This is a genomic window from Prevotella sp. C561, from assembly GCF_000224595.1.
Lineage (GTDB): Bacteria > Bacteroidota > Bacteroidia > Bacteroidales > Bacteroidaceae > Prevotella > Prevotella jejuni.
This window is the reverse complement of the sequence record NZ_JH114157.1, coordinates 22,186-44,611: the sequence shown is the minus strand read 5'-3', so window position 1 is coordinate 44,611 and position 22,426 is coordinate 22,186. Positions and strand designations below refer to the sequence as shown.

Below are 22,426 nucleotides of genomic sequence, written 5' to 3'. Positions count from 1 at the left end.
GGGAGAAGAAAAAGGACAACTATACCGCATGTGGTGAGATCATATCACTGACACAATGCTGGTATAGCTGTCCTTGGTTTGAATAATATTTATCGATGACTAAGGATAATCCCCACTATCATCATGCTTACATCAGATGGCAGACCATCATAGAGATGAGGCTGAATAAGGCTAATGCCTATCGGTCAAGTTTCCACGTAACACCGTCCTTGGTGTCCTTAACTTGGAAGCCTGCGTCAGCAAGTGCATCACGAATCTGGTCGCTGACAGCCCAGTTCTTTTCTGCTTTCGCCTTTGCACGAAGGTCGAGAACCATGTCGACTACCTTGCCATAAGCCTCCTCACGAGCATCGTTATTGGCCCCACGCTCATTCTGAAGACCGAGAATATCAAAGGCAAAGAGCTGCATAGCCTCTGTTAACTCCCTAAGATCGTCGGCTGAAATCTGCGCTTTATGGTCGATGAGGATGTTCACCAAGTGGCAAGCCTCAAAGAGAGTTGAGATGACAGCAGGGGTCATCAAGTCGTCGTTCATTGCATCGTAACACTTCAGACGGAAGCCATCAACAAACGTCTTCGTATTCTCATCCGTCGTAGCAGCAGGTTGGATGCGTGCTAAATCCTCAATGCCATTCATCAAACGCTCGTATCCCTTCTCAGCAGCCTGTAGTGCTTCGTTAGAGAAATCGACTGTTCCACGATAGTGAGCAGATAGGATGAAGAAGCGAATCGTCATTGGAGAGTACGCCTGTGTGAGCGTTTCATGATTGCCCGTAAAGAACTGTTCAAGCGTAATAAAGTTACCAAGCGACTTGCCCATCTTCTGTCCATTGATGGTAATCATATTGTTGTGCATCCAATACTTCACCATTTGGTCGCCTTGTGAAGCAACTGCTTGTGCAATCTCGCACTCGTGGTGAGGGAAGATAAGGTCCATTCCACCACCATGAATATCGAAGTGATCGCCCAAATACTTGCGTCCCATCGCTGTACACTCGCAGTGCCAACCAGGGAAACCATCGCTCCAAGGAGACGGCCAACGCATGATATGCTCTGGCATAGCACGTTTCCAAAGGGCAAAGTCAATCTGATTACGCTTCTCACCAACGCCCGCCAACTCACGAGAATTGTTTATCATGTCAGTGATGTTACGCCCAGAGAGAACGCCATAGTGATGGTCTTTATCGTATTTCTCTACATCGAAATAGATACTTCCATTGCTTTCATAGGCATAGCCATTGGTTAGGATTTGTTTTACTAACTCCTCCTGTTCAATGATATGACCCGTTGCGTGCGGTTCAATACTTGGTGGAAGCACATTGAGCAAACGCATAGCATCGTGATAGCGGTTGGTATAGTGTTGTGCTATCTCCATTGGCTCCAATTGCTCAAGACGTGCTTTTTTCTCAATCTTGTCGTCACCCTCGTCAGCATCATGCTCCAAATGGCCCACGTCAGTGATGTTACGAACATAACGCACCTTGTACCCTATGTGTTTAAGATAACGGAAAAGGATGTCGAAAGTGATAGCCGGACGAGCGTGTCCGAGGTGTGGGTCGCCATAAACGGTTGGTCCACAAACATACATTCCGACGTTAGGAGCTGCAATCGGTTGGAAGAGTTCCTTCTTACGATGCAGTGTATTGTAAATAACTAAGTCTTGCATAATGCCGTTGTTTATATCTTATTGATGCAAAAGTACAAAATTATTGTCAGCCATGATGCGTCTACATAGAATTTTTATTATCTTTGTCATGTATTTGTAAGACATCAAGTAATAAGTCTACATATCAATTATATTATTAATACTGACAAAAGATTATGATTATCACAACAACCCCAACCATTGAAGGTCGTCCTATCAAAGAGTATAAAGGAATTGTCACAGGAGAAACAATTATCGGTGCTAACTTCATAAAAGACTTCCTTGCTGGCATCAGGGACTTCATCGGTGGACGTAGCGCAGCCTATGAAAAGGTGCTGCGTGAAGGCAAAGAAACCTCCATTCAGGAAATGATGCAACGTGCAGAAGCACTTGGTGCTAACGCTATCGTTGGTATTGACCTCGATTATGAGACTGTCGGACAGGGTGGTTCTATGCTCATGGTCACCTGTTCTGGTACTGCCGTAGTAATATAAGAGACGGTTGTCACAAGTCTTAAAAGGCTCTGAAATACAGAAAAGAGTACTTTCCCTTCGATGAATAATAGTGGGGAATTGTATTGAACATATAAATAAAGCACGCCATGCAGGATTGTATGGCGTGCTTTATTTATCTACTATTACCTATTTATTCATCAAAACCTATCGGACGAAACTGGTGTTGCTCCTCGCTATAGACGTAACCAGCATCATGCAAGTAGGCTTTGAGTCGCTCAGCATCTTCGTTGAAGTTATAACAAAGAGACTCTAAAGAGTCGAACTCTTCATCACGTAGTAGCATGTTAACACTGCTAACTAATATCTCTGGGTCTTTTGGTAAATGGTCCATAATAACTAATTTTTAAGAATGAAAAGGCTACTTCATTGACTCTCCAATAAACTGAAGAGGCAGCAAGTCCTTTATACTATTGATTACATATACGCCCACCGTACCATAAAGAAGGATACGAATAGGCTGTTTATAACGGTCTTCTATTTCTAAGATAACTTGTCGACAGGCTCCACAAGGTACTATCGGGTCACGCATCAGACCATACTCATTGGCTGCAGCAATGGCAAGAGTGGTTACTGCTTGGTCTGGATAGACAGACTGAGCAGCAAAGATTGCTGAGCGCTCAGCACATAAGCCTGATGGAAAAGCAGCATTCTCCTGATTGGCTCCGATAACTTCTGTACCATTAGCAAGCAACAACGCAGCTCCAACACGAAAGCGGCTATAAGGAGAATAACTATTACCTGTTGCCTCCACAGCCCTTTGAATGAGGTGCTGATCAGCCTCTGAGAGTTCCTCTTGTTGGCAAAAACCAATCTTGATGCTTATGTCTATTGTTTTCATTGTTGATATTTATTATTGGTGATGGGGGTTATTGGGCTTATTAGGCTTATAAGGCTAATGGGGCTAATAGGCCTTATAAGGCCAATAAAGCTAATTAGCTATCAGCTCATAACAGCCGATATCTGGCTTACTATCACGCTGCTTACCATCATGGTCGGTTGCAAAACGGGGATCGCCAAGGGCCAGTCCCGCATCAATTGCAGGATATTTCTCTCCTTTTTCAGCCTTCTTTAGATGAAAATCATAGTTCTGCTTGTCGCCATCTACCAGTACAAACTGCTTTGAACCACCCTCTGGATAGTCCTTACTATTTTCCCATGTGACGTCTGTGAAACGTGCCATAAGAGACGAGTCCTTAGGTTTTGACGTACGAAGAAGACAATTATAGAAATGATAGTTGGCTGTCACACCCTCCTTATTATTGCCCATAAGCACAACATCCGCATATCCTGTTACAAGTGAATTGACCACGTGGAGGGTCTGGAGCGGGTAGTCCTTGTTGTCAATATGATTGCCAAAGCTCAATGCAGCACCACGGTTACTATCGAAGGGATAAAACTGTGCGAAGGTACAATGTGTCAGGGTCACCTCGCCACCCACAAAGTCAGCACAGTCCATCAGCGTGTTAGAGAACTGAGTGTTATAAGCAACTATCTTACAGTTAATGGCTTGTAAGCCATGACCCTGACAGTTATGAACAGTAGAGTTCGCTATAGTCAGCTTCGTACGTGCAGCCGTTGCGGTATCGCAGAGAATACCATTATAGGTAGAATGGATGTCGGTGTGTTCCAATAGATTATCATAACTATCCTTGTGAAAACGCACACCTTGCCACTGACCACTGACCCGGTCGTATGGTAAATACTTGAACATTTTATCTAATCGGTCGCCACGTAGTGTCACAGGATTAGCTGCCGTACCCTCACAACGCAGTGTTCCGTAAACGTCAAGGGCAGCCTTCTGAGAGAAGTAGACGGTCGTACCGGCAGGAATCGTCAGTGTAGCACCCGCTTCAACCCGCAATGTATCTTGGAAGACTATAGGTTTTGTACTATTCAGTGTGGTGTTTGTTGTAATCTTCCTACCCTTAATCAACTCCGCATCCCAGCTGTAAGCAGACAGGTTAACCTTCTGTTGTACACCGCTTTCGAGCGTAAATAATAGGTTATCAGACAATTCTTGCGGTGTCAGTGCATTGTTCAAAGGGGATGTCATCTCAACGAACACCTGAATACTATCCTTGTTCCTAACCTCAAGGTTGCTAACTTGATAGCCGTTCTCAGCCGACAGTTCGATGCCATCTACGTTCACTCTGAATCCTGTTTGATTACCTTGTGCGAGGCGAACATTAGTTAATCGCAGTCCATCACCCGACTTATTATACACCCAGAAAGTCTTAGTAGATGTCGGAACATTGGAGAAAGTGGTGTCAAGTCGTAGTGTATCTGTTGAGAAAGAGAGGAGATTACTGCGCGATGTAGTGAACGTATCATCATCCGTACAGGCCATCATCAGCATGACAACAGACAGAAAAAAGAATATAGAAAACTTCTTCATCATTAATCTTATTAGTTCTTATCTAACGACTCAACAGGCTGTTTTATTGCCTTTGGGTGTCTATTCCAAGTCTACATGCTCCACATCGACTTGTTCATGTAGGAAGATACGTGCCGTCTCCTTGAACTTCTCGGGGTTTTCTGTGGTGAAATACTTCACGCTACCATGCTTTGTACAACGTGCATCCATATCGGGATGACGTTGAAAGTAGTCTTTCAGGCTCTCTGCGACATACTCACCCTGAGCAACAATCTGTACGTTCTTTGGTACATGCTTCTGTATTTTTGGCATGAGGATAGGGTAGTGTGTACAGCCAAGGATGAGCGTGTCAATCTGTGGGTCACGTTCCATGATAAGGTCGATACGCTTTTTCACGAAGTAGTCAGCACCGGGCGTATCTGCTTCATTGTTCTCAATGATTGGTACCCAAAGCGGACAAGGGATACCTGTCACCGTCACGTCGTCCCATAACTTCTGTATTTCAAGCTTATAACTATGACTTTTAATCGTCCCTTCGGTAGCTAACACCCCCACATGCCGTGACTGTGTAAGTTTGCCTATCACCTCAGCAGTCGGACGAATTACGCCCAACACTCGTCTATCTGGGTCGAGCTTCGGTAGGTCATTCTGCTGAATAGTGCGCAAGGCCTTGGCCGAAGCGGTGTTACAACCTAATATTACCAAGTGGCAACCGAGGTCGAATAGCTTCATCACAGCCTGCCGCGTGAACTGATAGACCACGTCGAAGGAGCGTGAACCGTATGGCGCACGTGCATTATCACCTAAGTAAAGATAGTCATAGTCAGGGAGCAGCTGTCGAATACCATGTAGGATGGTCAGTCCACCATACCCAGAATCGAACACACCGATAGGTCCCGGCTGTTTAGAATATGCTGTCATTTATCCTTACTAATATTATTTCAGCACTGTAATCAGTGCGTCTGTGATATCTTCTCCCATGGTTGTGTTAGCGAAAGGTAGCCCGTTATTATCCGTATTAAGGATGAACGCATAGCCTCTCTCTTTTCCCATCTCACGAACAACATTGTTCAGTTTAGTGCGAACAGGTGCGTAGATATCTTCTTCAGCCTTCTTCAACAGTCGTTCTGACTCCTTACGAAAAGCGATGTTGCGGTCCATCAGTTCCTCTAACTCTGCCTGACGCTTACGGAGAATAGACGGTTCCAACTTACGCTGTACGTCAAGGAAATCTTCATATCGGTTGTTGAAATCCTCTACTGAACGCTTTGTTTCAGCATCATACTTTGCTTTTAGGTCGTTTAAGTTACGTGTTGCAGCAGCATAATCGGCCATAGCACGAAACACTTTATCATAGCTAAAGTATGCGAACTTGAATGCTGGTACACTCTGCTGTGCCGTTGCCAAGAGTGGCAAAAGCATGAAAACGAAGGAAAAGATTAGTTTCTTCATTACGTTATATATTATCTTTTCTATATTTAAACATAAGTGAGGTCATCGCAAGAACATAATATCCGTGCGGTGACCTCACCCTTTTTTCTCCCTTAATTTAGTGTCGGTTCGTTGAAAGAAATATTCTACTTTCTAACCAGCGGTCTGTCTTTCTCGAATTCTTTTCATGAAGAAAAATATTTTTTGTCGTGAAAAAAATATTTTTTTCATGTAAATAAATTCTTCTTGTCATGAAAATAATTCAGTGTCATCAGATTGTTTGATGCTCAAAGACAAACTATCAGAGAAATACTTACCAGTCTCAAGGGCTTAAAAGAGCATTAGCATGTTTCGTCAGATACCTTAGTAGTCCTCGACAAGCTAACCTTCTCTGGCAAAGAAATTTCTACTATAATAGCCCGTTCATTCTAAACAATGGAGAAACAAACACGGGGCAAAGGCACCCGCATTGCTTTATTTCATCTTAGCCAACTGAGCCTTTACCTCTGCAGTGATATCCTTGCTGAGTGCCTCGTTGATATACAATGGCTGACCAGCTGCCTTCTCCATGATGTAAACATAGTTACCTGCTTTAGCGACAGCAGCGATAGCATTACGAACCTTCTCAAGGACAGGGCCGAGCTGCTTCTGCTGCTCCTCATTGAAAGCCTTCTGGTTGTCCTGAGCAGTCTGCTGAATCTTGTTGTACATATCCTGCAAGCTCTTCTCAGTCTCAGCCTGCTTTGTAGCGTTCATAGTGCTCTTAGACTTGTCGTAAGCCTCAGCTTGACGCTGCAACTCAGCCTGCATGTCCTCAATCTGCTTCTGATACTCCTTGCCCTTAGCCTCGAGTTTACTCTGAACGGCTGTAGCCTCTGGGAGAGACTGAAGCAAAGCCTGTGAATCAAGATGACCAAACTTCTGTGCGAATAACGTCATTGGTGCGCAAAGCATCAACATCAAAAATAACTTCTTCATTTCTTTCTATTGTTTAATTGTTTATTAATTTGCTTTTTATTTGGTGGTGATAGTATTCCTAGGATAGTTAGGAGAACTAGTTTTCCTAGCCTCCCCTTACTGATAAGAATATCCTAACTTCTGCAGCACCTCATTACTGATATCCACCTTTGGCGAACCATAGATAATACCAGAAGCATTGCTTGAACGGTCGATAACTAAACTATAACCACGCTGGTCAGAGATATCCTTTACAGCATTGTAAATCTCGTCCTGTATCGGAGTAATCAAGCTCGTACGCTTCTTGAAGAGCTCGCCCTCTGGGCCGAAATACTTACGTTTGAGGTCGGAAGCCTGCTTTTCCTTAGCCATGATAGCGTCTTGTCGCTTCTTCTTCTGGTCCTGTGAGAGGAAGACAACCTCGTTCTGATAGTTCTTATACATTGTTGAAGCCTCAGTATTGAGCGCCTCAACCTCAGCTTGCCACTTCTTACTAACCTGATTCAACTGCTCATTTGCACGCTCGTAAGCAGGTACATTCTTGAGGATATACTCCATATCAATCAGCGCAAACTTCTGTGCTGATGCCATTAAAGGCATAAGAGTAAACACACAAAGAGGTAAAACATATCGCAATACACTCTTAAACATATTCTTCTTCATCCTTTACTAATTCAATATTTATAACTTCTAATTCTCTTTACCGATAGTCACTCAGCCTATTAGAACAAGCAACTTGTCTACTCGTTTACTCATTCAACTCGTCAACTCGTCTACTTGTCAACCAGTCAACTCGCCCTTAAAACTCCTGTCCAAGGATGAAATGGAACTGACTTCCGCCCTTTGTACCAAAGACTTTGTCGAAGCCATAAGCCCAGTCGATACCCATCATACCCACCATTGGAAGGAAGATGCGAACGCCAAGACCAGCAGAACGCTTCATGTCGAACGGATTGAACTTGCTTGTCTCTGTCCATGCGTTACCTGCCTCAACAAATCCAAGACCGTAGATGGTCGTGTTACCCAAGAGGAATGGATAGCGAAGCTCTAACGACATACGGCTGTAAGCATAGCCCTCGGCCCCGTATGGAGTAAGAGAACCATTCTCATAACCACGAAGACCGACAGTCTCTTCGGCATAACCAGTAGAGTATCCGCTCATACCATCACCACCCATATAGTAGGTTTCAAACGGACTCTTCTTGTATTTATTGTAACTTCCTAACAGTCCAAACTCAACACGTGTCATCAAGACGAAACATTTCTGGCCACTTGTAAGGGCTGTGAAGGTGCGTGCCTTGAACTTCCACTTGTGGTATTCAACCCAACGATACTTCTCTTGCTGCTCTTGTGAGTAGGTTGGAGAGTTGCGGTCAGTTGCCAGATGGGCGTAGTCTTTGCCATCCCACTTAGACCATGGCGGTGTAATCGTCAGTGATACAGAGAAGTCAGAACCACGACGTGGGAAGAGCTGATTGTCTGTTGAGGTACGATTAAGTGCTATGTTAAGGTTCAAGTTATTTGCTGAACCATTCGACATGATAAAGTATCGCCAGTTACGCAACATGTAACGTTGGTACTGAAGTTGGAGTGACAAGGTGAAATAGTCGTCAGGCCAGCTAAGACGTTTACCCCAGCCAGCATAGACACTCAAGAGTTTCACATACTTATCTGGGTCGTAATAGTTCTCATAACTATTGTAATTATAGTTACCATAACCATAACGATAGTTGTTATAGTTATTCATGTAACCACTGTTATAATAGTTGCTTGATACGTCAGTCTGCTTTGAATATGACATACCCACACTGAACTGGATAGGACGCTTACCGCCCAACCAGTTGGTTGAGTACTGTGCATTGTATGACTGGTAGTAAGTACCGTTAGTCTGTGCGCCCAATGAGAGTGTCTCACCATCTCCAATAGGCATGATACCACGGTGATCACGGTTCTTACGGAAGAGGTTTGCCATTGAGAAGTTATTCAACTTCAAACCAACACGGCCGATAACACCCGTCTGACCCCAACCAAGTGAAAGTTCAACCTGGTCGTTTGACTTCTGCTTGAGGTTATAATTGATATCCACAGTACCGTCCTCATAGTTTGGCTCTGGTACAGGGTTGATTGCCTCTGGGTCGAAATGTCCCATTGAAGCAAGCTCACGTGCAGAACGCTGGAGTGCTTCCTTAGAGAAAAGGTCGCCTGGCTTTGTACGCAACTCACGACGAACAACATTCTCGTAAAGGCGGTCATTACCATTAATCTTCACTCGATTGATATGAGCCTGCTGTCCTTCTGTGATACGCATCTCAAGGTCTATGGAGTCGCCGACAATGTTCACCTCTGTTGGTTGGAGGTTATAGAAGAGGTAACCATTGTTCCAATAAGCATTACCCACAGCATCCTCATCTTGTGAAAGACGCTTGTTCAGGTAAGTCTGGTTATAGACATCACCCTTCTTCATATCGAGCAAACGAGAAAGATAGTCGGTTGAGTAAACCGTGTTACCTACCCATTTGATGTTGCGGATGTAATACTTCTTACCCTCATCTACCTTTACATAGATGTCAACATGCTTTGGGTCAACATTCCAGACACTATCCTTTGTAATCATAGCATCACGGAAGCCATACTCGTTATACTTTGTAATAAGGTTCTTCTTATCCTCTGCCCACCGTTCTGGTGTGAACTTCTTTGACTTTAAGAGGTTAGCAAGCTTGCCAGCCTCGTGGGTCTTGGTAAAAGCACCCTTGCTTAAGAGGCTACCTTTAATCTTCTTATCACCCAACTGGTTGTCGCCGTCAATCGTAATTGTGCGTACTTTCAGTTTCTCCTTCTTGTCTACATCAATATCAAGGATGACCTGGTTCTTTGCTGCAACGTCATCTCTCTGACGGATGAAGACCTCAGCATTCTTATAACCCTTGTCTTCAAAGTACTTCTTGGCAAGTATCTTTGCACGGTCAATCATGTTAGGAGTTATCTGACCACCCTTTACAAGCCCGAGTTTCTTCTCCATATCCTCACGCTCAGTCTTCTTTAGTCCATTATAGTTAATGGTTGAGATACGAGGACGAGGTGCAAGGTGTATCTTCAAGTAGATATTATCTCCTACAATAGAGTCGGCCGAAATGGAAACATCAGAGAAGAGTCCATGCTTCCAGTAACGCTTCACAGCATCTGTGATAGCCGTTCCCGGAACCTCCAACTCCTGTCCAACGCTAAGTCCGGAGATACCTGTTAGGACATAATCCTCATAGCCTTCAATACCGGTAACGGATAGTCCTGCCAACTTATAAGTCTTAGGCGTACCAGAATAAGTGATGTCTGGGTTTACAATCTTCTGCTGTGCACTCACCGTAAGCGAAACTCCAGAGAGTGCAAGGAGCATCAACACCTTATTTATTTTAGTCATCTATTGCGTAACTTAATTGTTTTCTTTTTCTTCTACTTGTTTCTCAGTCTTTCCAAAGCGACGCTGTCTACTTTGGAAACTCGCAATGGCTTTCTGTAAGTCCTGCTCATTGAAGTCAGGCCAATAGGTATCACAGAAATACAGCTCAGAGTAAGCTATCTGCCATAAGAGGTAATTGGAGATGCGAAGCTCGCCTCCCGTTCTTATCAAGAGGTCGGGGTCGGGCATGAAATTGGTCTCTAAATGCTCGCTAATCAGCTCCTCCGTGATTACTTCAGGACGCAGTGGTTCAGCGGACTTAGCCTCATGTTCAGCAACGATATCCCTCATTGCCTTCGTTATCTCCCATCGTGCGCTATAACTAAGAGCAACAACCATTGTCATGGCAGCGTTCTTCGCTGTGTGTTCTTCCGTCTCTCTCAGCTTTTTCTGCACTTCTTCTGGCAGGCGAGCCATGTCACCGATAACACGGAAACGCACATTATTCTTCATGAAGATTTCATCTTCCAAAGATGTGAGGACAAGCCCCATCAATGCAGCTATCTCATCAGAAGGACGGTTCCAATTCTCTGTTGAGAAGGTATAGAGTGTGAGAAACTTTACACCCAATCGTACACACTCTGACGTGATACGACGCACGGTATCCACTCCAGCCTGATGTCCGTAGGAACGTGGCTTATTGCGTTCTGTAGCCCAGCGACCGTTACCATCCATTGTGATGGCGATGTGCTGAGGTATTCGTGTCATATCTAATTCTTCTGCCATATCTTTTGAAGAGATAAACCTTTGTTTTTATGTACAATATGTATGTTTGTACGATGCGGACTACACCTTATTATATTAGCTCCTGACTTCTTTGTCCTTTATTCGTCCTCGTTATGACAGGTCTTACACTTTGCCATAAAACTATAAGAGAACGTCAGCTGTAGGGTGGAATAACTGTCCGTATTCTTGAAGATTCCACTACTCTTAATGCCATAGGGATCTTTCTGTCCGTCTAATTCATCACTGAGCGAGAAGTGTACTGCCCATTCTAAGCCTACGTTCATACGCTCGCTGACCTTATATTTCACACCTATTCCGATAGGAAGATTAGCCGTCAAGGCTGACTTACGGTCACCTCCTTTTATGTTTACATAGGTGGCACCTAATCCTATCATAGCGTAGGGTGACAAGCGCTGTGCACCTCGATAGTCACGACCTGTGCCGTATGGCAGGAAATTATATTCGTATGCAAGGCCCACATCAACCAATGCGTTGTCGAAGGTATAGGGTGCTGAAGCAAAACGAGGATAGTAAGTCTTGACATCAGCAGACGACCCTTTCATCTTTCCAAACGACACATTCATCTTTACTCCCATGTAAGGACTGAGATTATATCGTGCTAACAACGTCTCCATCGGATGTAGGTCTTTCATTAACGACCCATTGAAATCGCCTAAATAACCCATCACTCCGACGCCAGCGCCTATCTCCATCTTATACTCGGGGTCGGACTGCGCCCAAAGTGGCGTAGTAGCAAGGAAGAGGAGAAGACTGATGAAGAGTCGTTTCATTCTTATTACTTATTGTCTTATCCTACTCAGCCAATCGACTAAGGTTCAAAGCCCATCCTACACGATTGAGTCTTCCACGCCAAACCTTTGTACCGCTGATAATCCAGAGGTATTGGTCGCTATCGACAGTAGCTGCGAAAGTAGCACCTGCCTGCATGTCTTTTGGATAAGTAAAGTTCTTGTCGGCTTTCCAAGTGATACCACTATCACGAGAGAGGAGCATAGAAACCACTTTGTTACTATTGTCGATACCCAAGGCAAGGGCTGCTCTGTCATAGTCGACAACGGCAAGGTTCTTATAAAGAGGCAACTGGAACTTATCCGCATTGCTCTCAACATAATTCCACTGCTCGCTTGGTCGATAAGAAACCTTCGTCCATGATGTATTGTGCGTACCACTTGTTGGTTTGCCAACGAGGAGCACACTGTACAGATTAGACGTAATCGTTGTATATGAGTAATTGATATTGCTTGTTGGTAATAATGATGTGCTACTATCTAATGACTCAGCAGTCCATGTTGCACCATTATCTTTTGATGACAACAGACTACCAGTGTTAGACAAAGCAAACAGCTCAACTGGTGATGCTGCCACCAATTGTTTCAGACTGCTATTAGTAGTAACAGTAGTCCAGGTGTTGCCTTCTGTGGAACTATACACCGCTCCGTTATCGATGACAAAGAGTTTATCTCCTTGTGTCACAACACTCTTATAAGCATCAGCAGTGAAAGTCTTGTTCAGCTTAGTCCAGCTATTTCCATTGTCTTTTGCCGCAGCATAAACGACGGTCTGGCTACCATTCGTACCGAAGACAAACACCTTGCTACCCGTACTAACGGCTTTCATTGCTGTGAAGGAAGCAAAGTTGCTGTTTGCCTGCAATGTTTCCCAACTAAACACATTCCCTTTTTGCTTATGAACATTGACGGTCACCTTATAATCTCTATACTCACTCCCCTTGTTTGAATAAACACGGAGAACACGAGGGGTGCTAAAGTCGATAGAGTCATTGCTGTTGTAATAAGTAAATTTCTCTTCAGTCGTTGACTTAAGAACCACAACACCACTGTTCTTGGCTACAATCTTAGCCAATACACTTGACGACTTCGTACCGTAAGGCAAAGAGTCAGGGTTATAAATCAGCCCCTGCGCCTGATCAATATAGAACTTAACCTTAGCCGCATTAAACTTAGCTGTATAAACGCTATCGCTTCCGTTCTTAGCAATTGTATCACGCACTTGCGCCATTTGTCCCAAAGAAAAGCTCAAAATAGCCGTGTCTTTGTAACTTACACTTTCTTTCTCGTCGTCGTCTTTAAGACAAGAAGTTATCGTCAAAGTAGCCATCATTAAAGCTACGAGAGTATATATCTTATTACGCATCAGATACTAATAATTGGATTTAACTGCAAATTTAATCAGAATTCTTCATATTCAACGTCTTTAACGAGGTTAATTATGTAAAATATCGAAAATAACTGCGTTTTTTTAAGTTTGTTTAGTAAGTATTGTCTTAGTAACGGTAAACTTGAGAAAAAATGACCTATAAATCACATCTAATAAGCTTCTGCTATCTTACTTATTTTCACTTGATCTTTTCAGTCGACATTATTGTCTTATTATCCGTCTTTTCTCGACTTAAAATCTTATCCCCCTTCTACGTTTCTGCATCTTTGATCATTTGCTTATTTTACACTACATTACATCGCATCATTATTTGCCCTCATTGCGGAGAAATAATCGTATAAGAAGCAAAAAAGACTCTAACAATACCGAAAAGCAGTTTTTATTTGTTACTTTTGCTGATATAATAACTAAAAATATGAATACATCAAAGAAGATAACAGTACAGAGTACAGAAATATCTGTGCTGATAGGAAATGAGAGCGACTACATTTGCCTAACAGATATGGCACATTTCAAAGACAAGGAAAGGACGGATTATGTCATACAGAACTGGTTACGCACAAGAAGCACAATAGAATATTTGGGAGCATGGGAACAGCTTTACAACCCTAATTTTAATCCCACCGAATTCGATGGGTTTAGAAATAGCGCAGGATTAAACTCATTTACTCTAACCGCAAAGCAATGGATACAAAAGACAAATGCGATAGGTATTATGTCTAAGGCTGGCAGGTATGGTGGAACTTACGCACACAAGGATATAGCCTTTAATTTTGGCATGTGGCTAAGTCCTGTATTCCAACTTTATATTGTAAAGGAATACCAGCGGTTAAAAGAACAAGAGAGCAATCCGCTTTCGTTAGAGTGGAACGCAAAGCGAATACTATCCAAAACCAATTATACACTTCATACTGATGCTATTAAAAACGTGATTATTCCTAAAATGGACATTAATGCTATCAAGCATGGGATTATCTATGCAACAGAAGCTGATATGTTAAATATAATTCTCTTTGGGTGTAAAGCAAAAGAATGGGCTCAAGCGAACCCGAATTTGACATCTAAAGGAATAAATATTAGAGAAACTGCAAGCATCAACCAGTTAGTAGTATTATCTAATATGGAATCTGCTAATTCTGAAATGATAAAGCAAGGGGTACCAAGAAAGCAACGTTTTGAGATTCTCCATAAAATGGCAAAAGAACAGTTAAAGGTACTTGACATGAACAATACAGAACAAAGATTTAGAAAAATCTTACCTGATAGCACAAAGAAAATAGAGTAATTAGTATCGAAATAGTTTACACATTTAAGGAATTATATTCGCCTTGATAGTCTACTACTAATCAAATAAATATCTTTCGTAGCTCATCCTACTTCTTTCAGTCAACGTAATGATGCTTCGCACATCTTGTGCGGAGCGTCCGCACAGGTCGTGCGGAGGCTGAACACGAGTGGTGCGAGTACTCAATACATTCGCCATAATCCCCATTAGAAGTTTGATAATCAGATAAAAACGAAAAAGTAAGCCTACGCCATGATAAACCATACAGAGCAAGCTGAGGGAAACGGAGGTTGGATGTTCACAAAAATATGGGTCTTCAGAAATTTGGAGTGATAATAATCCGCCTAATCTTAGGTCTCTGACGAAATATCACACAGAGAAATGGAGGGTACGGAGGAGTATTAAAACATAGTGATGATAGTCTACAGAGGCACAGTCAGTGCATAGAGCAAAGGAGATTGTTTGCCAGTTCTATTAGCAAATTATATACAAAGCGTTTATCCTAAAAAGTTATTAGGAATCTGTACGCTACCTCTCCGTCGCTCATTGTGCCATCGGCACCTCCACAACATGGCGTTTAGCTCCGTTCCCTCTGTATCTCCGTGTGCGTTATTATATAAGTGCTTTAGCATATCACTCAACATTTCGGAAGAACAAAAAATCCTAACAGGGATTTTCTATATGAATAATTAACTCATAAGAGACTGAACATAATCTTACCAAAACCAACTTTGCTGTCACTCCTGTCATTCAAAACATCCACTTAACTCGTTAATATTCAGTAGCATTACACGAAGTGTTAAATGTGACAGCAAAACAAAACTAAAACTACTGTAGTAATAGTGCGTAATATTTCTACTTACTATTAGCGGTCTTACTATTCTCTATTACAGAAGGACAAACAAAAACTCCCACCCGTATTGCTACGGATGGGAGCTATTATTATCTATTCAGAAATATTCCGAAAGGATTAGAGCTGTGGACCAGCTGCTACGAGAGCCTTACCAGCCTCGTTGTTCTCGTACTTCTTGAAGTTCTTGATGAAACGAGCTGCGAGGTCCTTAGCCTTCTCATCCCACTGAGCTGCATCAGCGTAAGTGTCACGTGGATCGAGGATCTCAGTTGCAACACCTTCGAGCTTTGTAGGAACAGTGAAATCGAAATAAGGAATCTGCTTTGTTGGAGCAGCGTCGATTGAGTGGTTCAAGATAGCGTCAATGATACCACGAGTATCGCGGATAGAAATACGCTTACCTGTACCATTCCAACCAGTGTTAACCAAGTAAGCCTTAGCACCACTCTGCTGCATCTTCTTAACCAACTCCTCAGCATACTTTGTTGGGTGGAGCTCCAAGAATGCCTGACCGAAGCAAGCAGAGAATGTTGGAGTAGGCTCAGTGATACCACGCTCTGTACCAGCCAACTTAGCTGTGAAACCAGAGAGGAAGTAGTACTTAGTCTGCTCTGGAGTCAAGATAGATACTGGAGGTAATACACCGAATGCATCAGCTGAAAGGAAGATAACCTGCTTAGCAGCTGGACCCTGAGACTCAGGACGCTGGATGTTCTTAATGTGGTAGATTGGGTAAGAAACACGAGTGTTCTCAGTTACGCTCTTATCAGCGAAGTCAATCTTACCATTCTCGTCAACTGTTACGTTCTCGAGGAGAGCGTCACGTCTGATAGCGCCATAGATGTCTGGCTCAGACTCTTTGTCAAGGTTGATAACCTTAGCATAGCAACCACCCTCATAGTTGAAGATACCCTTGTCATCCCATCCGTGCTCGTCATCACCGATGAGCTTACGCTTTGGATCGGTAGAAAGAGTAGTCTTACCTGTACCAGAAAGACCGAAGAAGATAGCTGTGTTCTCACCGTTCATGTCAGTGTTAGCAGAGCAGTGCATAGAAGCCATACCCTTCAATGGCAAGAAGTAGTTCATCATAGAGAACATACCCTTCTTCATCTCACCACCGTACCATGTGTTAACGATTACCTGCTCCTTAGTTGTTACGTTGAACATAACGCAAGTCTCTGAATGAAGACCGAGCTCCTTCCAGTTCTCAACCTTAGCCTTAGAAGCGTTGTAAACGATGAAGTCTGGCTCCTGATCGAAGTCTGCCTCTGACTTTGGACGGATGAACATGTTTGTTACAAAGTGAGCCTGCCAAGCAACCTCAACGATGAAACGAATCTTCATACGTGTGTCCTTGTGAGTACCGCAGAAACCATCAACTACGAAAAGACGCTTGTTAGAAAGCTCCTTCTTAGCGATGTCCTTAACAGCTGTCCAAGCTTCCTTAGAAGCACGGTGGTTATCGTTATGGTATTCCTCAGAATCCCACCATACTGTATCGTGAGAGTTCTCATCATCAACGATGAACTTATCCTTAGGAGAACGACCAGTGTAAATACCAGTCATTACGTTTACTGCACCAAGCTCAGTCTCCTGACCTCTTTCATAGCCCTGAAGACTCTCTTTTGTTTCTTCATTGAACAATACTTCGTAAGAAGGATTGTAAAGTACTTCTGTTGTACCTGTAATACCGTACTTCTCAAGTACGCTCTTATCAAACTTTGCCATTTCTTATAAATGTATTTAGTTGAAAATTGATTTGTTCACTGTTTTTACGTCCTATTTATTAAGACACCGCAAAGGTAATATATTTATTAAATTCACACAAAAAAATACCGAAGAAAAAGTTTCAAAGTATTTGCTTAGAAGGTTAAAGAAATAAAAAAAACAAGAAGCATGGCTATATTTGCAAATCAGACTTTGCAAAACCTCAGATTTATTTCTTAATTTTGCCGAAATTTTGCAGAGCAAGTTGCTAACTTGCTTATCTATAACACCTAAGACTTAAAATGGACATCATTAATTTTTCAGAGCAGAACTCTATTATCAATCAGTATTTAGCAGAAATCCGTGATAAGGATTATCAGAAGAATCGTTTGCTCTTCCGCAACAATGTTATGCGTATCGGAGAGTTCGAAGCTTTTGAAATTTCTAAAACACTGAACTACGAACCAAAGGATGTTGTTACTCCATTAGGCACGGCTCAGGTTAATGTACCAACTGACAAGATTGTTTTGGCTACTATTTTCCGTGCTGGACTACCTTTCCATAACGGTTTCCTCAACATATTCGACCATGCTGGTAATGCCTTCGTTAGTGCTTATCGAGAATATACGGATGCTGAACATCATGAGGTAGGTATTCACGTTGAATATCTTGCTACACCAGACATCAATGGTAAGACACTTATCATCGCTGACCCAATGTTGGCTACTGGTGGTTCTATGGAGTTAGGCTACAAGGCTATCCTTTCAAAGGGAACTCCTCGTCATGTGCATGTTGCTTGTCTTTTGGCTACACCAGAAGGTATCGCACATATCCGCAAAACTTTTCCTGAAGACTCTACCACCATCTGGTGTGCAGCAATTGATGAAGGATTGAACGAGCATAAGTACATTGTTCCTGGCTTCGGTGATGCTGGTGACTTGTGCTACGGTGAGAAGTTATAAAGATACTCTATAAATCTTCAAATCGGTTCATTAGAGATATATAGAAGCTGATTTTCATAAATCCTTTCGTCTAACGTATGAAGCACTTACAACTCATATTTTAGCTTCAAAAGGAAGTCTATGACCAATCAAAGCTTTCTCTCTTATGAACCGATTTAGTATTACATTACTTTTACATAAGTGCATTATGAAGAAGTCTGTTGTATTGATGATTGTTACCTTTGGATTAATAGTATCTATATTTGCAGTGTTTGCTCTAAATAGATGGTATCCAACGCATGGGCATGCAGACTGGGATGAGGTTCAACAATTCACAGCAGACAAGATACCTGTTAATCCAAAAGACTTCCGAAGTGATTTCGAAGAGATATTCGAACAGGTCAAAAAGAAGTACCCATATACTACAAAGAAACACATCAACCTTGATTCGATTCACGCCACTTGCCTTCAACGAATTGACACCATGCAATCGAAAGTGGCTTATTCATTACTTATAATGGAATTCTTTGCCAACTTGAAATGTACTCATGCAAATAATGAAAACATACTATATCCTTGGTTCATACAAGGGGATAATATCACAGTCATTGAGAATCGTGTGTTTATTAATCACCCTTCAGTCTTTGCTATAAAGGCTGGATTGCAAGATAAAGACGAGATTGTAACTGTTGATGGTGTACCTACAAATAAATGGGTGATGCGCAATAGCAAATATGTCTCAGCTTCGACAGATGCCACTCGCTATCTACTATCAGCCTTGACTATACTCTGTAGTTATACAAGTCCTATAAAGACACTTGGCATTATTCGCCATGGAAAACCAATAACTATCACCATTCATCTGCAATCTAAGTCTGTTCCCACAAAGGCAGAGGAACAAAACGTAACTTGGAGAAAGGTTTCTTCAAGGGTTGGATATATTAACGTGAAAAGCATGCAAGATAATGCTGACACTGAATTCACCAAAGCTTTGAAGCATCTAAGCAAACTCCCATACTTGATAGTTGATGTGCGTCAGAATGGTGGAGGTAACAGTTGGATAGGAGATAATATTGCGCAGAACTTAATAAAAGGTAAACGACGTATTTGGAATGGGTCTACAATATCTCCTTCTACTAACAGCTATAAGGGAAAAGTAATCATCTTGATGGGTCATTATTCTTGTTCTTCAGCTGAGACTTTTCTCATTACAATGAAAGAAAGTGGTGATGCCGTGTTGGTTGGTACATCTTCAGCTGGTGATACAGGCGGTATTATTTGTCTTTTTAAGACATCACATGGAATATTCTATCGACTTCCTGTAGGACATTCGTCAGGTACCTCTCCTAAGGGTTTCCCATTAGAAGGGAAAGGAATAAGCCCGAATTATTTGGTATCAATGAAAGTTAATGACTTCTTATCAGGGAAAGATACTCAATTGTCTTATGCTCTTCAACTGCTTCAAAAATAGCAGTCAGCATTAGAAAGTTTATGTGTATGCTTGTTCTCGAATATATTATCGAATCTAAGGCAAGCGCTTCACTTCTACTCAAGACTACCCTTACATAAACAAAGGACGATAAAAGCGAAATACTTCTATCGTCCGTTGCTATTCATTCTTGCTTTCTCTGCTTATATCTTAGAAGCAATATGCCTTCTATAGACATCCAAGTGCGATTTCTGTAAGACTTCACTGATATGGCTCATACGCTGTTTCTGACTCATATCAGTATCGTTTTGCGTCTCATCCTCCTGCATCATAATACGACCATTGCCCTCAACAGGTAAGAACTCATACCACTCCACGGGTACATCATGCCATGAACCATCACCACCATACTTACTAATATAAGACATACGACGTTCTGAACGGAAGCCATAAGCTGTCACGTTAATCAGCGTACTGCCATCCCCCTGTGCCGCAGAAGAAGTCTTCATAATACAAGGAGTTACACAATTAGGATGTTGGAAATTCTCCTGTCCCCAAAAGTTAGCCAATGCTTCATGCTCCCAGAACGAACTCTTCTGTTCCATATCATGTCCGTAGATATCCTTCTGTGGGCGTATCTGCTGATACATCGGCACACACAACAAAGGTGCAAAACTAAAGTAGATAGCACGGAAGTATCTCTCATTGATTTCGTAAAAGTCTTTCTTAGCCTTCTCAAAGTCAAAACTGCGATACTGAGCAGGGTTCATATCGAGGTCTAACACTTGTAGATGTTCTGGCATGATAGTGTTTATCATGTAATGCTTATCGAAATCAAAGTCATCACCATAGCCCTCTTTTTCGTCCATCAACAATGCCATCATACTCTGTTGTGCCAATGGTGTGAAGAGTAAAGCATATTGCTGATTGTTATTACGATTACTTGTATTAAACGCAACTTCAAACTCTTCATTCGTCAACATCGCAAAGTCACCGTTCTCAAGGTTACGAGCTTTACGCCTCAACATAAACCGATCCCACTTATAACGCAACGAACCTTCTTTTCCAGCCAGCCCACTTGGCTTACGATAGAAGGTCAAATCGGGTGCAGCTGTATTACCATAGATAAGCCTTGTACGCTCAAAGTAATTAGGATAAGGTGCTGTCACACTTGCATGTAAGGTTTCCGAGTGAGACACAGTACGTGGTTTTCCATCAGGACCCGTCTCTGTTGTTGTCCAGAAAATGGTTTTCTGACCGTGATAAGTCTTCTCTCCCATCTCCATCTTTCGTGTTCGACAGATGACGAAAGGATTACCATTAATAAGTCCAGAATGGGAATAAAGCACAGAACGCTCGGTATTAAAAGAGTCGTTCCATCCGTATGTTTTACGAAGGTCTGCCAGTCGTTGTGTCGTAAAATAAGGGTCGAACTCCAGTCTGGGTACAGTCTTCGACATCATACGCGTAAAGACATCCCAGTCGTAAAGCCTATTCAGAGCAGCCATTTGATTCCATGCCTGTTCCTTCAAAGTTTTCACCTTATTATCTAATTCATTGTGCTGAGTACGTAAGGACTTCAATTTTGGATGTACCTTGAGTAATAAAAAGACAAGCAGTAAGACTGCCCCTCCACCTATCATCAAGAGATGCTCCATTGGAAACTCATTCCATTTCACATAAACAACAGCACCACCTGCCACCACAGCTATCCACAGAATGACGCATAGGATAGTCCACGTCGTGATACGACCAGACACATCCGTGAGTTGCTTCTCACCTGCATAGATTTGTCGACACGTCTCACGATTAGCCTCAACATCAACCTGAGCCTCGTCAGCAAGTGCATTAAAGGTTTCATCAGCCACCTTCTTAAACTTATCTTTGAAGGTGCTGATGTATTCGTTTAGTGGATCATATATATCCTCTACCATTTACTTCTGTAGTCTTAGAAGAACTTACCTCTTGCAGCCTCTCGTGTCTCTGCTGTTGCAGTGAATGGTATGCGAGTTGTATAACCCTGCTGAGCAGCAACAATCATCTTTGTTGGCCAAGAGAAGATATCAGTATTCCATTGTGTCACACGACTGTTATAAACAGTACGAGCTGCCGTAATCTCACGCTGCAAGTAGTTATTCTGCTGCATCGCATCAGCAATGGCATTGTGTGCTTTCAACTCTGGATAAGCCTCAACCTGTGGAAAGAGTCGACCGAAGGCTGTATTTACTTGTGCATTCACATCACTTCTATTTCCCTCGTTCACACTACCACTACGAAGGGCTGCAACGGCTTTCATCACGTCTTTATCAAGGTCGATAGCACGTTCTACCAATCCAACTACGTTCTGCAGTATCTGCACTCGCTGTTCCAAATAGTTGTCTATATTAGATGCCTCAGCTTGAATACGCTGTTCTAACTTCTGGAAATAATTGCGAGCTGATATCTTCATAAAGATAAAGATAACACCTGGAAGAATTCCCACCAGACAGCCTACTACCCCTACAAGCAATGGATTTGTCATCGTACTACCCAATAACAGCACAAATAACAATACCAACATCGGACCAACTACCCACAAAGCAATCTGAAAAAGGGTTGAACCAAAACCTACTTCAACAGGAAGTTGCTTGTCTATTACATGCACATCACGGCCAGCATCATTAACTGGTCCTGTCACTTCGTCTAATGAATTTGCCATAGTTTAAATCGTTCTTTGTTTTCAATAATATCTGTTTTTAGGCTTCAAAGATACATTTTTTTCTTAAAGGGAGCAAATCTATACTCTTTATCTTCCCTTTTATGAAGACTTGATGACGATTTATAGTATCTATTAGCATAATTCCTTTGTGTGATAAAGGACCTCACAAAGAAAGGGGCATACGCTTGGTACGCCCCCAATCTTTATGA

At 42.4% G+C, this 22,426-nt stretch carries 19 protein-coding genes; 4 read left to right on the top strand and 15 right to left on the bottom strand.

Annotated elements, in window-relative coordinates; genetic code table 11:
• Nucleotides 1–178: 178 nt before the first annotated feature.
• Entirely contained in the window at nt 179–1,666 is a 1,488-nt protein-coding gene (gene cysS / locus HMPREF0666_RS14495; protein WP_009013124.1) for a cysteine--tRNA ligase, read from the bottom strand.
• A 155-nt stretch (nt 1,667–1,821) separates the two neighbouring features.
• Between cysS and HMPREF0666_RS14490 the strand changes: the two genes are divergently transcribed.
• A complete protein-coding gene (locus HMPREF0666_RS14490) occupies nt 1,822–2,139 on the top strand; it encodes a heavy metal-binding domain-containing protein (protein WP_009013123.1) in 318 nt (105 codons plus the stop codon).
• Nucleotides 2,140–2,290: 151 nt separating this feature from the next.
• Here the strand turns inward: HMPREF0666_RS14490 and HMPREF0666_RS14485 are convergent, their stop codons facing one another.
• The 11 genes from HMPREF0666_RS14485 to HMPREF0666_RS14435 form a co-directional block, all read right to left on the bottom strand.
• Entirely contained in the window at nt 2,291–2,491 is a 201-nt protein-coding gene (locus tag HMPREF0666_RS14485) for a DUF4250 domain-containing protein (protein WP_009013122.1), read from the bottom strand.
• 27 nt (nt 2,492–2,518) lie between these two features.
• Nucleotides 2,519–2,998: a cytidine deaminase gene (locus HMPREF0666_RS14480; protein ID WP_009013121.1), complete on the bottom strand. Its 480-nt coding sequence runs from the start codon at nt 2,996–2,998 to the stop codon at nt 2,519–2,521.
• A gap of 90 nt (nt 2,999–3,088) precedes the next feature.
• Nucleotides 3,089–4,555 carry a hypothetical protein gene (locus HMPREF0666_RS14475; RefSeq protein ID WP_050803254.1) on the bottom strand — a complete coding sequence of 489 codons (1,467 nt, stop codon included), beginning with the start codon at nt 4,553–4,555 and terminating at the stop codon, nt 3,089–3,091.
• A gap of 60 nt (nt 4,556–4,615) precedes the next feature.
• On the bottom strand, nt 4,616–5,455 hold the full coding sequence (gene murI / locus HMPREF0666_RS14470; protein WP_009013119.1) for a glutamate racemase: 840 nt from the start codon (nt 5,453–5,455) through the stop codon (nt 4,616–4,618).
• Between the two features lie 15 nt (nt 5,456–5,470).
• The gene (locus HMPREF0666_RS14465) at nt 5,471–5,986 is read right to left on the bottom strand and encodes an OmpH family outer membrane protein (RefSeq protein ID WP_009013118.1); all 516 of its coding nucleotides are present in this window, start codon (nt 5,984–5,986) and stop codon (nt 5,471–5,473) included.
• Between the two features lie 453 nt (nt 5,987–6,439).
• Nucleotides 6,440–6,943 (bottom strand): OmpH family outer membrane protein, encoded by a 504-nt coding sequence (locus tag HMPREF0666_RS14460; RefSeq protein WP_009013117.1) that lies wholly within the window; start codon nt 6,941–6,943, stop codon nt 6,440–6,442.
• Nucleotides 6,944–7,039: 96 nt separating this feature from the next.
• Nucleotides 7,040–7,585, bottom strand: coding sequence for an OmpH family outer membrane protein (locus HMPREF0666_RS14455; protein WP_042856459.1), 546 nt, complete (start codon nt 7,583–7,585; stop codon nt 7,040–7,042).
• A 136-nt stretch (nt 7,586–7,721) separates the two neighbouring features.
• A complete protein-coding gene (locus HMPREF0666_RS14450) occupies nt 7,722–10,337 on the bottom strand; it encodes an outer membrane protein assembly factor (RefSeq protein ID WP_009013115.1) in 2,616 nt (871 codons plus the stop codon).
• 12 nt (nt 10,338–10,349) lie between these two features.
• The gene (locus HMPREF0666_RS14445) at nt 10,350–11,102 is read right to left on the bottom strand and encodes an isoprenyl transferase (RefSeq protein WP_009013114.1); all 753 of its coding nucleotides are present in this window, start codon (nt 11,100–11,102) and stop codon (nt 10,350–10,352) included.
• A 98-nt stretch (nt 11,103–11,200) separates the two neighbouring features.
• Entirely contained in the window at nt 11,201–11,893 is a 693-nt protein-coding gene (locus HMPREF0666_RS14440) for a DUF6089 family protein (protein ID WP_009013113.1), read from the bottom strand.
• A 22-nt stretch (nt 11,894–11,915) separates the two neighbouring features.
• Nucleotides 11,916–13,277, bottom strand: a complete 1,362-nt coding sequence (locus tag HMPREF0666_RS14435) for a DUF6242 domain-containing protein (protein WP_009013112.1) — start codon at nt 13,275–13,277, stop codon at nt 11,916–11,918.
• A gap of 439 nt (nt 13,278–13,716) precedes the next feature.
• Between HMPREF0666_RS14435 and HMPREF0666_RS14430 the strand changes: the two genes are divergently transcribed.
• Entirely contained in the window at nt 13,717–14,586 is an 870-nt protein-coding gene (locus HMPREF0666_RS14430) for a KilA-N domain-containing protein (protein WP_009013111.1), read from the top strand.
• Between the two features lie 970 nt (nt 14,587–15,556).
• Here HMPREF0666_RS14430 and pckA read toward each other — a convergent pair.
• Nucleotides 15,557–17,170: a phosphoenolpyruvate carboxykinase (ATP) gene (gene pckA, locus HMPREF0666_RS14425; RefSeq protein ID WP_009013110.1), complete on the bottom strand. Its 1,614-nt coding sequence runs from the start codon at nt 17,168–17,170 to the stop codon at nt 15,557–15,559.
• Between the two features lie 281 nt (nt 17,171–17,451).
• Between pckA and upp the strand changes: the two genes are divergently transcribed.
• Both upp and HMPREF0666_RS14415 read left to right on the top strand, forming a co-directional pair.
• Nucleotides 17,452–18,111, top strand: a complete 660-nt coding sequence (gene upp / locus HMPREF0666_RS14420) for a uracil phosphoribosyltransferase (protein WP_009013109.1) — start codon at nt 17,452–17,454, stop codon at nt 18,109–18,111.
• Nucleotides 18,112–18,256: 145 nt separating this feature from the next.
• On the top strand, nt 18,257–19,561 hold the full coding sequence (locus tag HMPREF0666_RS14415) for a S41 family peptidase (RefSeq protein ID WP_009013108.1): 1,305 nt from the start codon (nt 18,257–18,259) through the stop codon (nt 19,559–19,561).
• 161 nt (nt 19,562–19,722) lie between these two features.
• On the opposite strand, the gene HMPREF0666_RS14410 is transcribed toward HMPREF0666_RS14415, so the two are convergent.
• Entirely contained in the window at nt 19,723–21,453 is a 1,731-nt protein-coding gene (locus HMPREF0666_RS14410; RefSeq protein WP_009013107.1) for an MAG1210 family protein, read from the bottom strand.
• A 14-nt stretch (nt 21,454–21,467) separates the two neighbouring features.
• Entirely contained in the window at nt 21,468–22,217 is a 750-nt protein-coding gene (locus HMPREF0666_RS14405; protein ID WP_009013106.1) for a LemA family protein, read from the bottom strand.
• Nucleotides 22,218–22,426 lie beyond the last annotated feature (209 nt).

Excerpts from the sequence above, each read along its gene's own strand:
- HMPREF0666_RS14440 (WP_009013113.1), bottom strand. The coding sequence starts at position 11,893 with ATGAAACGACTCTTCATCAGTCTTCTCCTCTTCCTTGCTACTACGCCA.
- HMPREF0666_RS14490 (WP_009013123.1), top strand. The coding sequence starts at position 1,822 with ATGATTATCACAACAACCCCAACCATTGAAGGTCGTCCTATCAAAGAG.
- HMPREF0666_RS14430 (WP_009013111.1), top strand. The coding sequence starts at position 13,717 with ATGAATACATCAAAGAAGATAACAGTACAGAGTACAGAAATATCTGTG.
- HMPREF0666_RS14415 (WP_009013108.1), top strand. The coding sequence starts at position 18,257 with ATGAACCGATTTAGTATTACATTACTTTTACATAAGTGCATTATGAAG.
- HMPREF0666_RS14445 (WP_009013114.1), bottom strand. The coding sequence starts at position 11,102 with ATGGCAGAAGAATTAGATATGACACGAATACCTCAGCACATCGCCATC.
- HMPREF0666_RS14460 (WP_009013117.1), bottom strand. The coding sequence starts at position 6,943 with ATGAAGAAGTTATTTTTGATGTTGATGCTTTGCGCACCAATGACGTTA.
- HMPREF0666_RS14480 (WP_009013121.1), bottom strand. The coding sequence starts at position 2,998 with ATGAAAACAATAGACATAAGCATCAAGATTGGTTTTTGCCAACAAGAG.
- murI (WP_009013119.1), bottom strand. The coding sequence starts at position 5,455 with ATGACAGCATATTCTAAACAGCCGGGACCTATCGGTGTGTTCGATTCT.
- HMPREF0666_RS14465 (WP_009013118.1), bottom strand. The coding sequence starts at position 5,986 with ATGAAGAAACTAATCTTTTCCTTCGTTTTCATGCTTTTGCCACTCTTG.
- HMPREF0666_RS14450 (WP_009013115.1), bottom strand. The coding sequence starts at position 10,337 with ATGACTAAAATAAATAAGGTGTTGATGCTCCTTGCACTCTCTGGAGTT.
- pckA (WP_009013110.1), bottom strand. The coding sequence starts at position 17,170 with ATGGCAAAGTTTGATAAGAGCGTACTTGAGAAGTACGGTATTACAGGT.
- HMPREF0666_RS14435 (WP_009013112.1), bottom strand. The coding sequence starts at position 13,277 with ATGCGTAATAAGATATATACTCTCGTAGCTTTAATGATGGCTACTTTG.
- HMPREF0666_RS14485 (WP_009013122.1), bottom strand. The coding sequence starts at position 2,491 with ATGGACCATTTACCAAAAGACCCAGAGATATTAGTTAGCAGTGTTAAC.
- HMPREF0666_RS14410 (WP_009013107.1), bottom strand. The coding sequence starts at position 21,453 with ATGGTAGAGGATATATATGATCCACTAAACGAATACATCAGCACCTTC.
- HMPREF0666_RS14405 (WP_009013106.1), bottom strand. The coding sequence starts at position 22,217 with ATGGCAAATTCATTAGACGAAGTGACAGGACCAGTTAATGATGCTGGC.
- cysS (WP_009013124.1), bottom strand. The coding sequence starts at position 1,666 with ATGCAAGACTTAGTTATTTACAATACACTGCATCGTAAGAAGGAACTC.
- HMPREF0666_RS14475 (WP_050803254.1), bottom strand. The coding sequence starts at position 4,555 with ATGAAGAAGTTTTCTATATTCTTTTTTCTGTCTGTTGTCATGCTGATG.
- upp (WP_009013109.1), top strand. The coding sequence starts at position 17,452 with ATGGACATCATTAATTTTTCAGAGCAGAACTCTATTATCAATCAGTAT.
- HMPREF0666_RS14455 (WP_042856459.1), bottom strand. The coding sequence starts at position 7,585 with ATGAAGAAGAATATGTTTAAGAGTGTATTGCGATATGTTTTACCTCTT.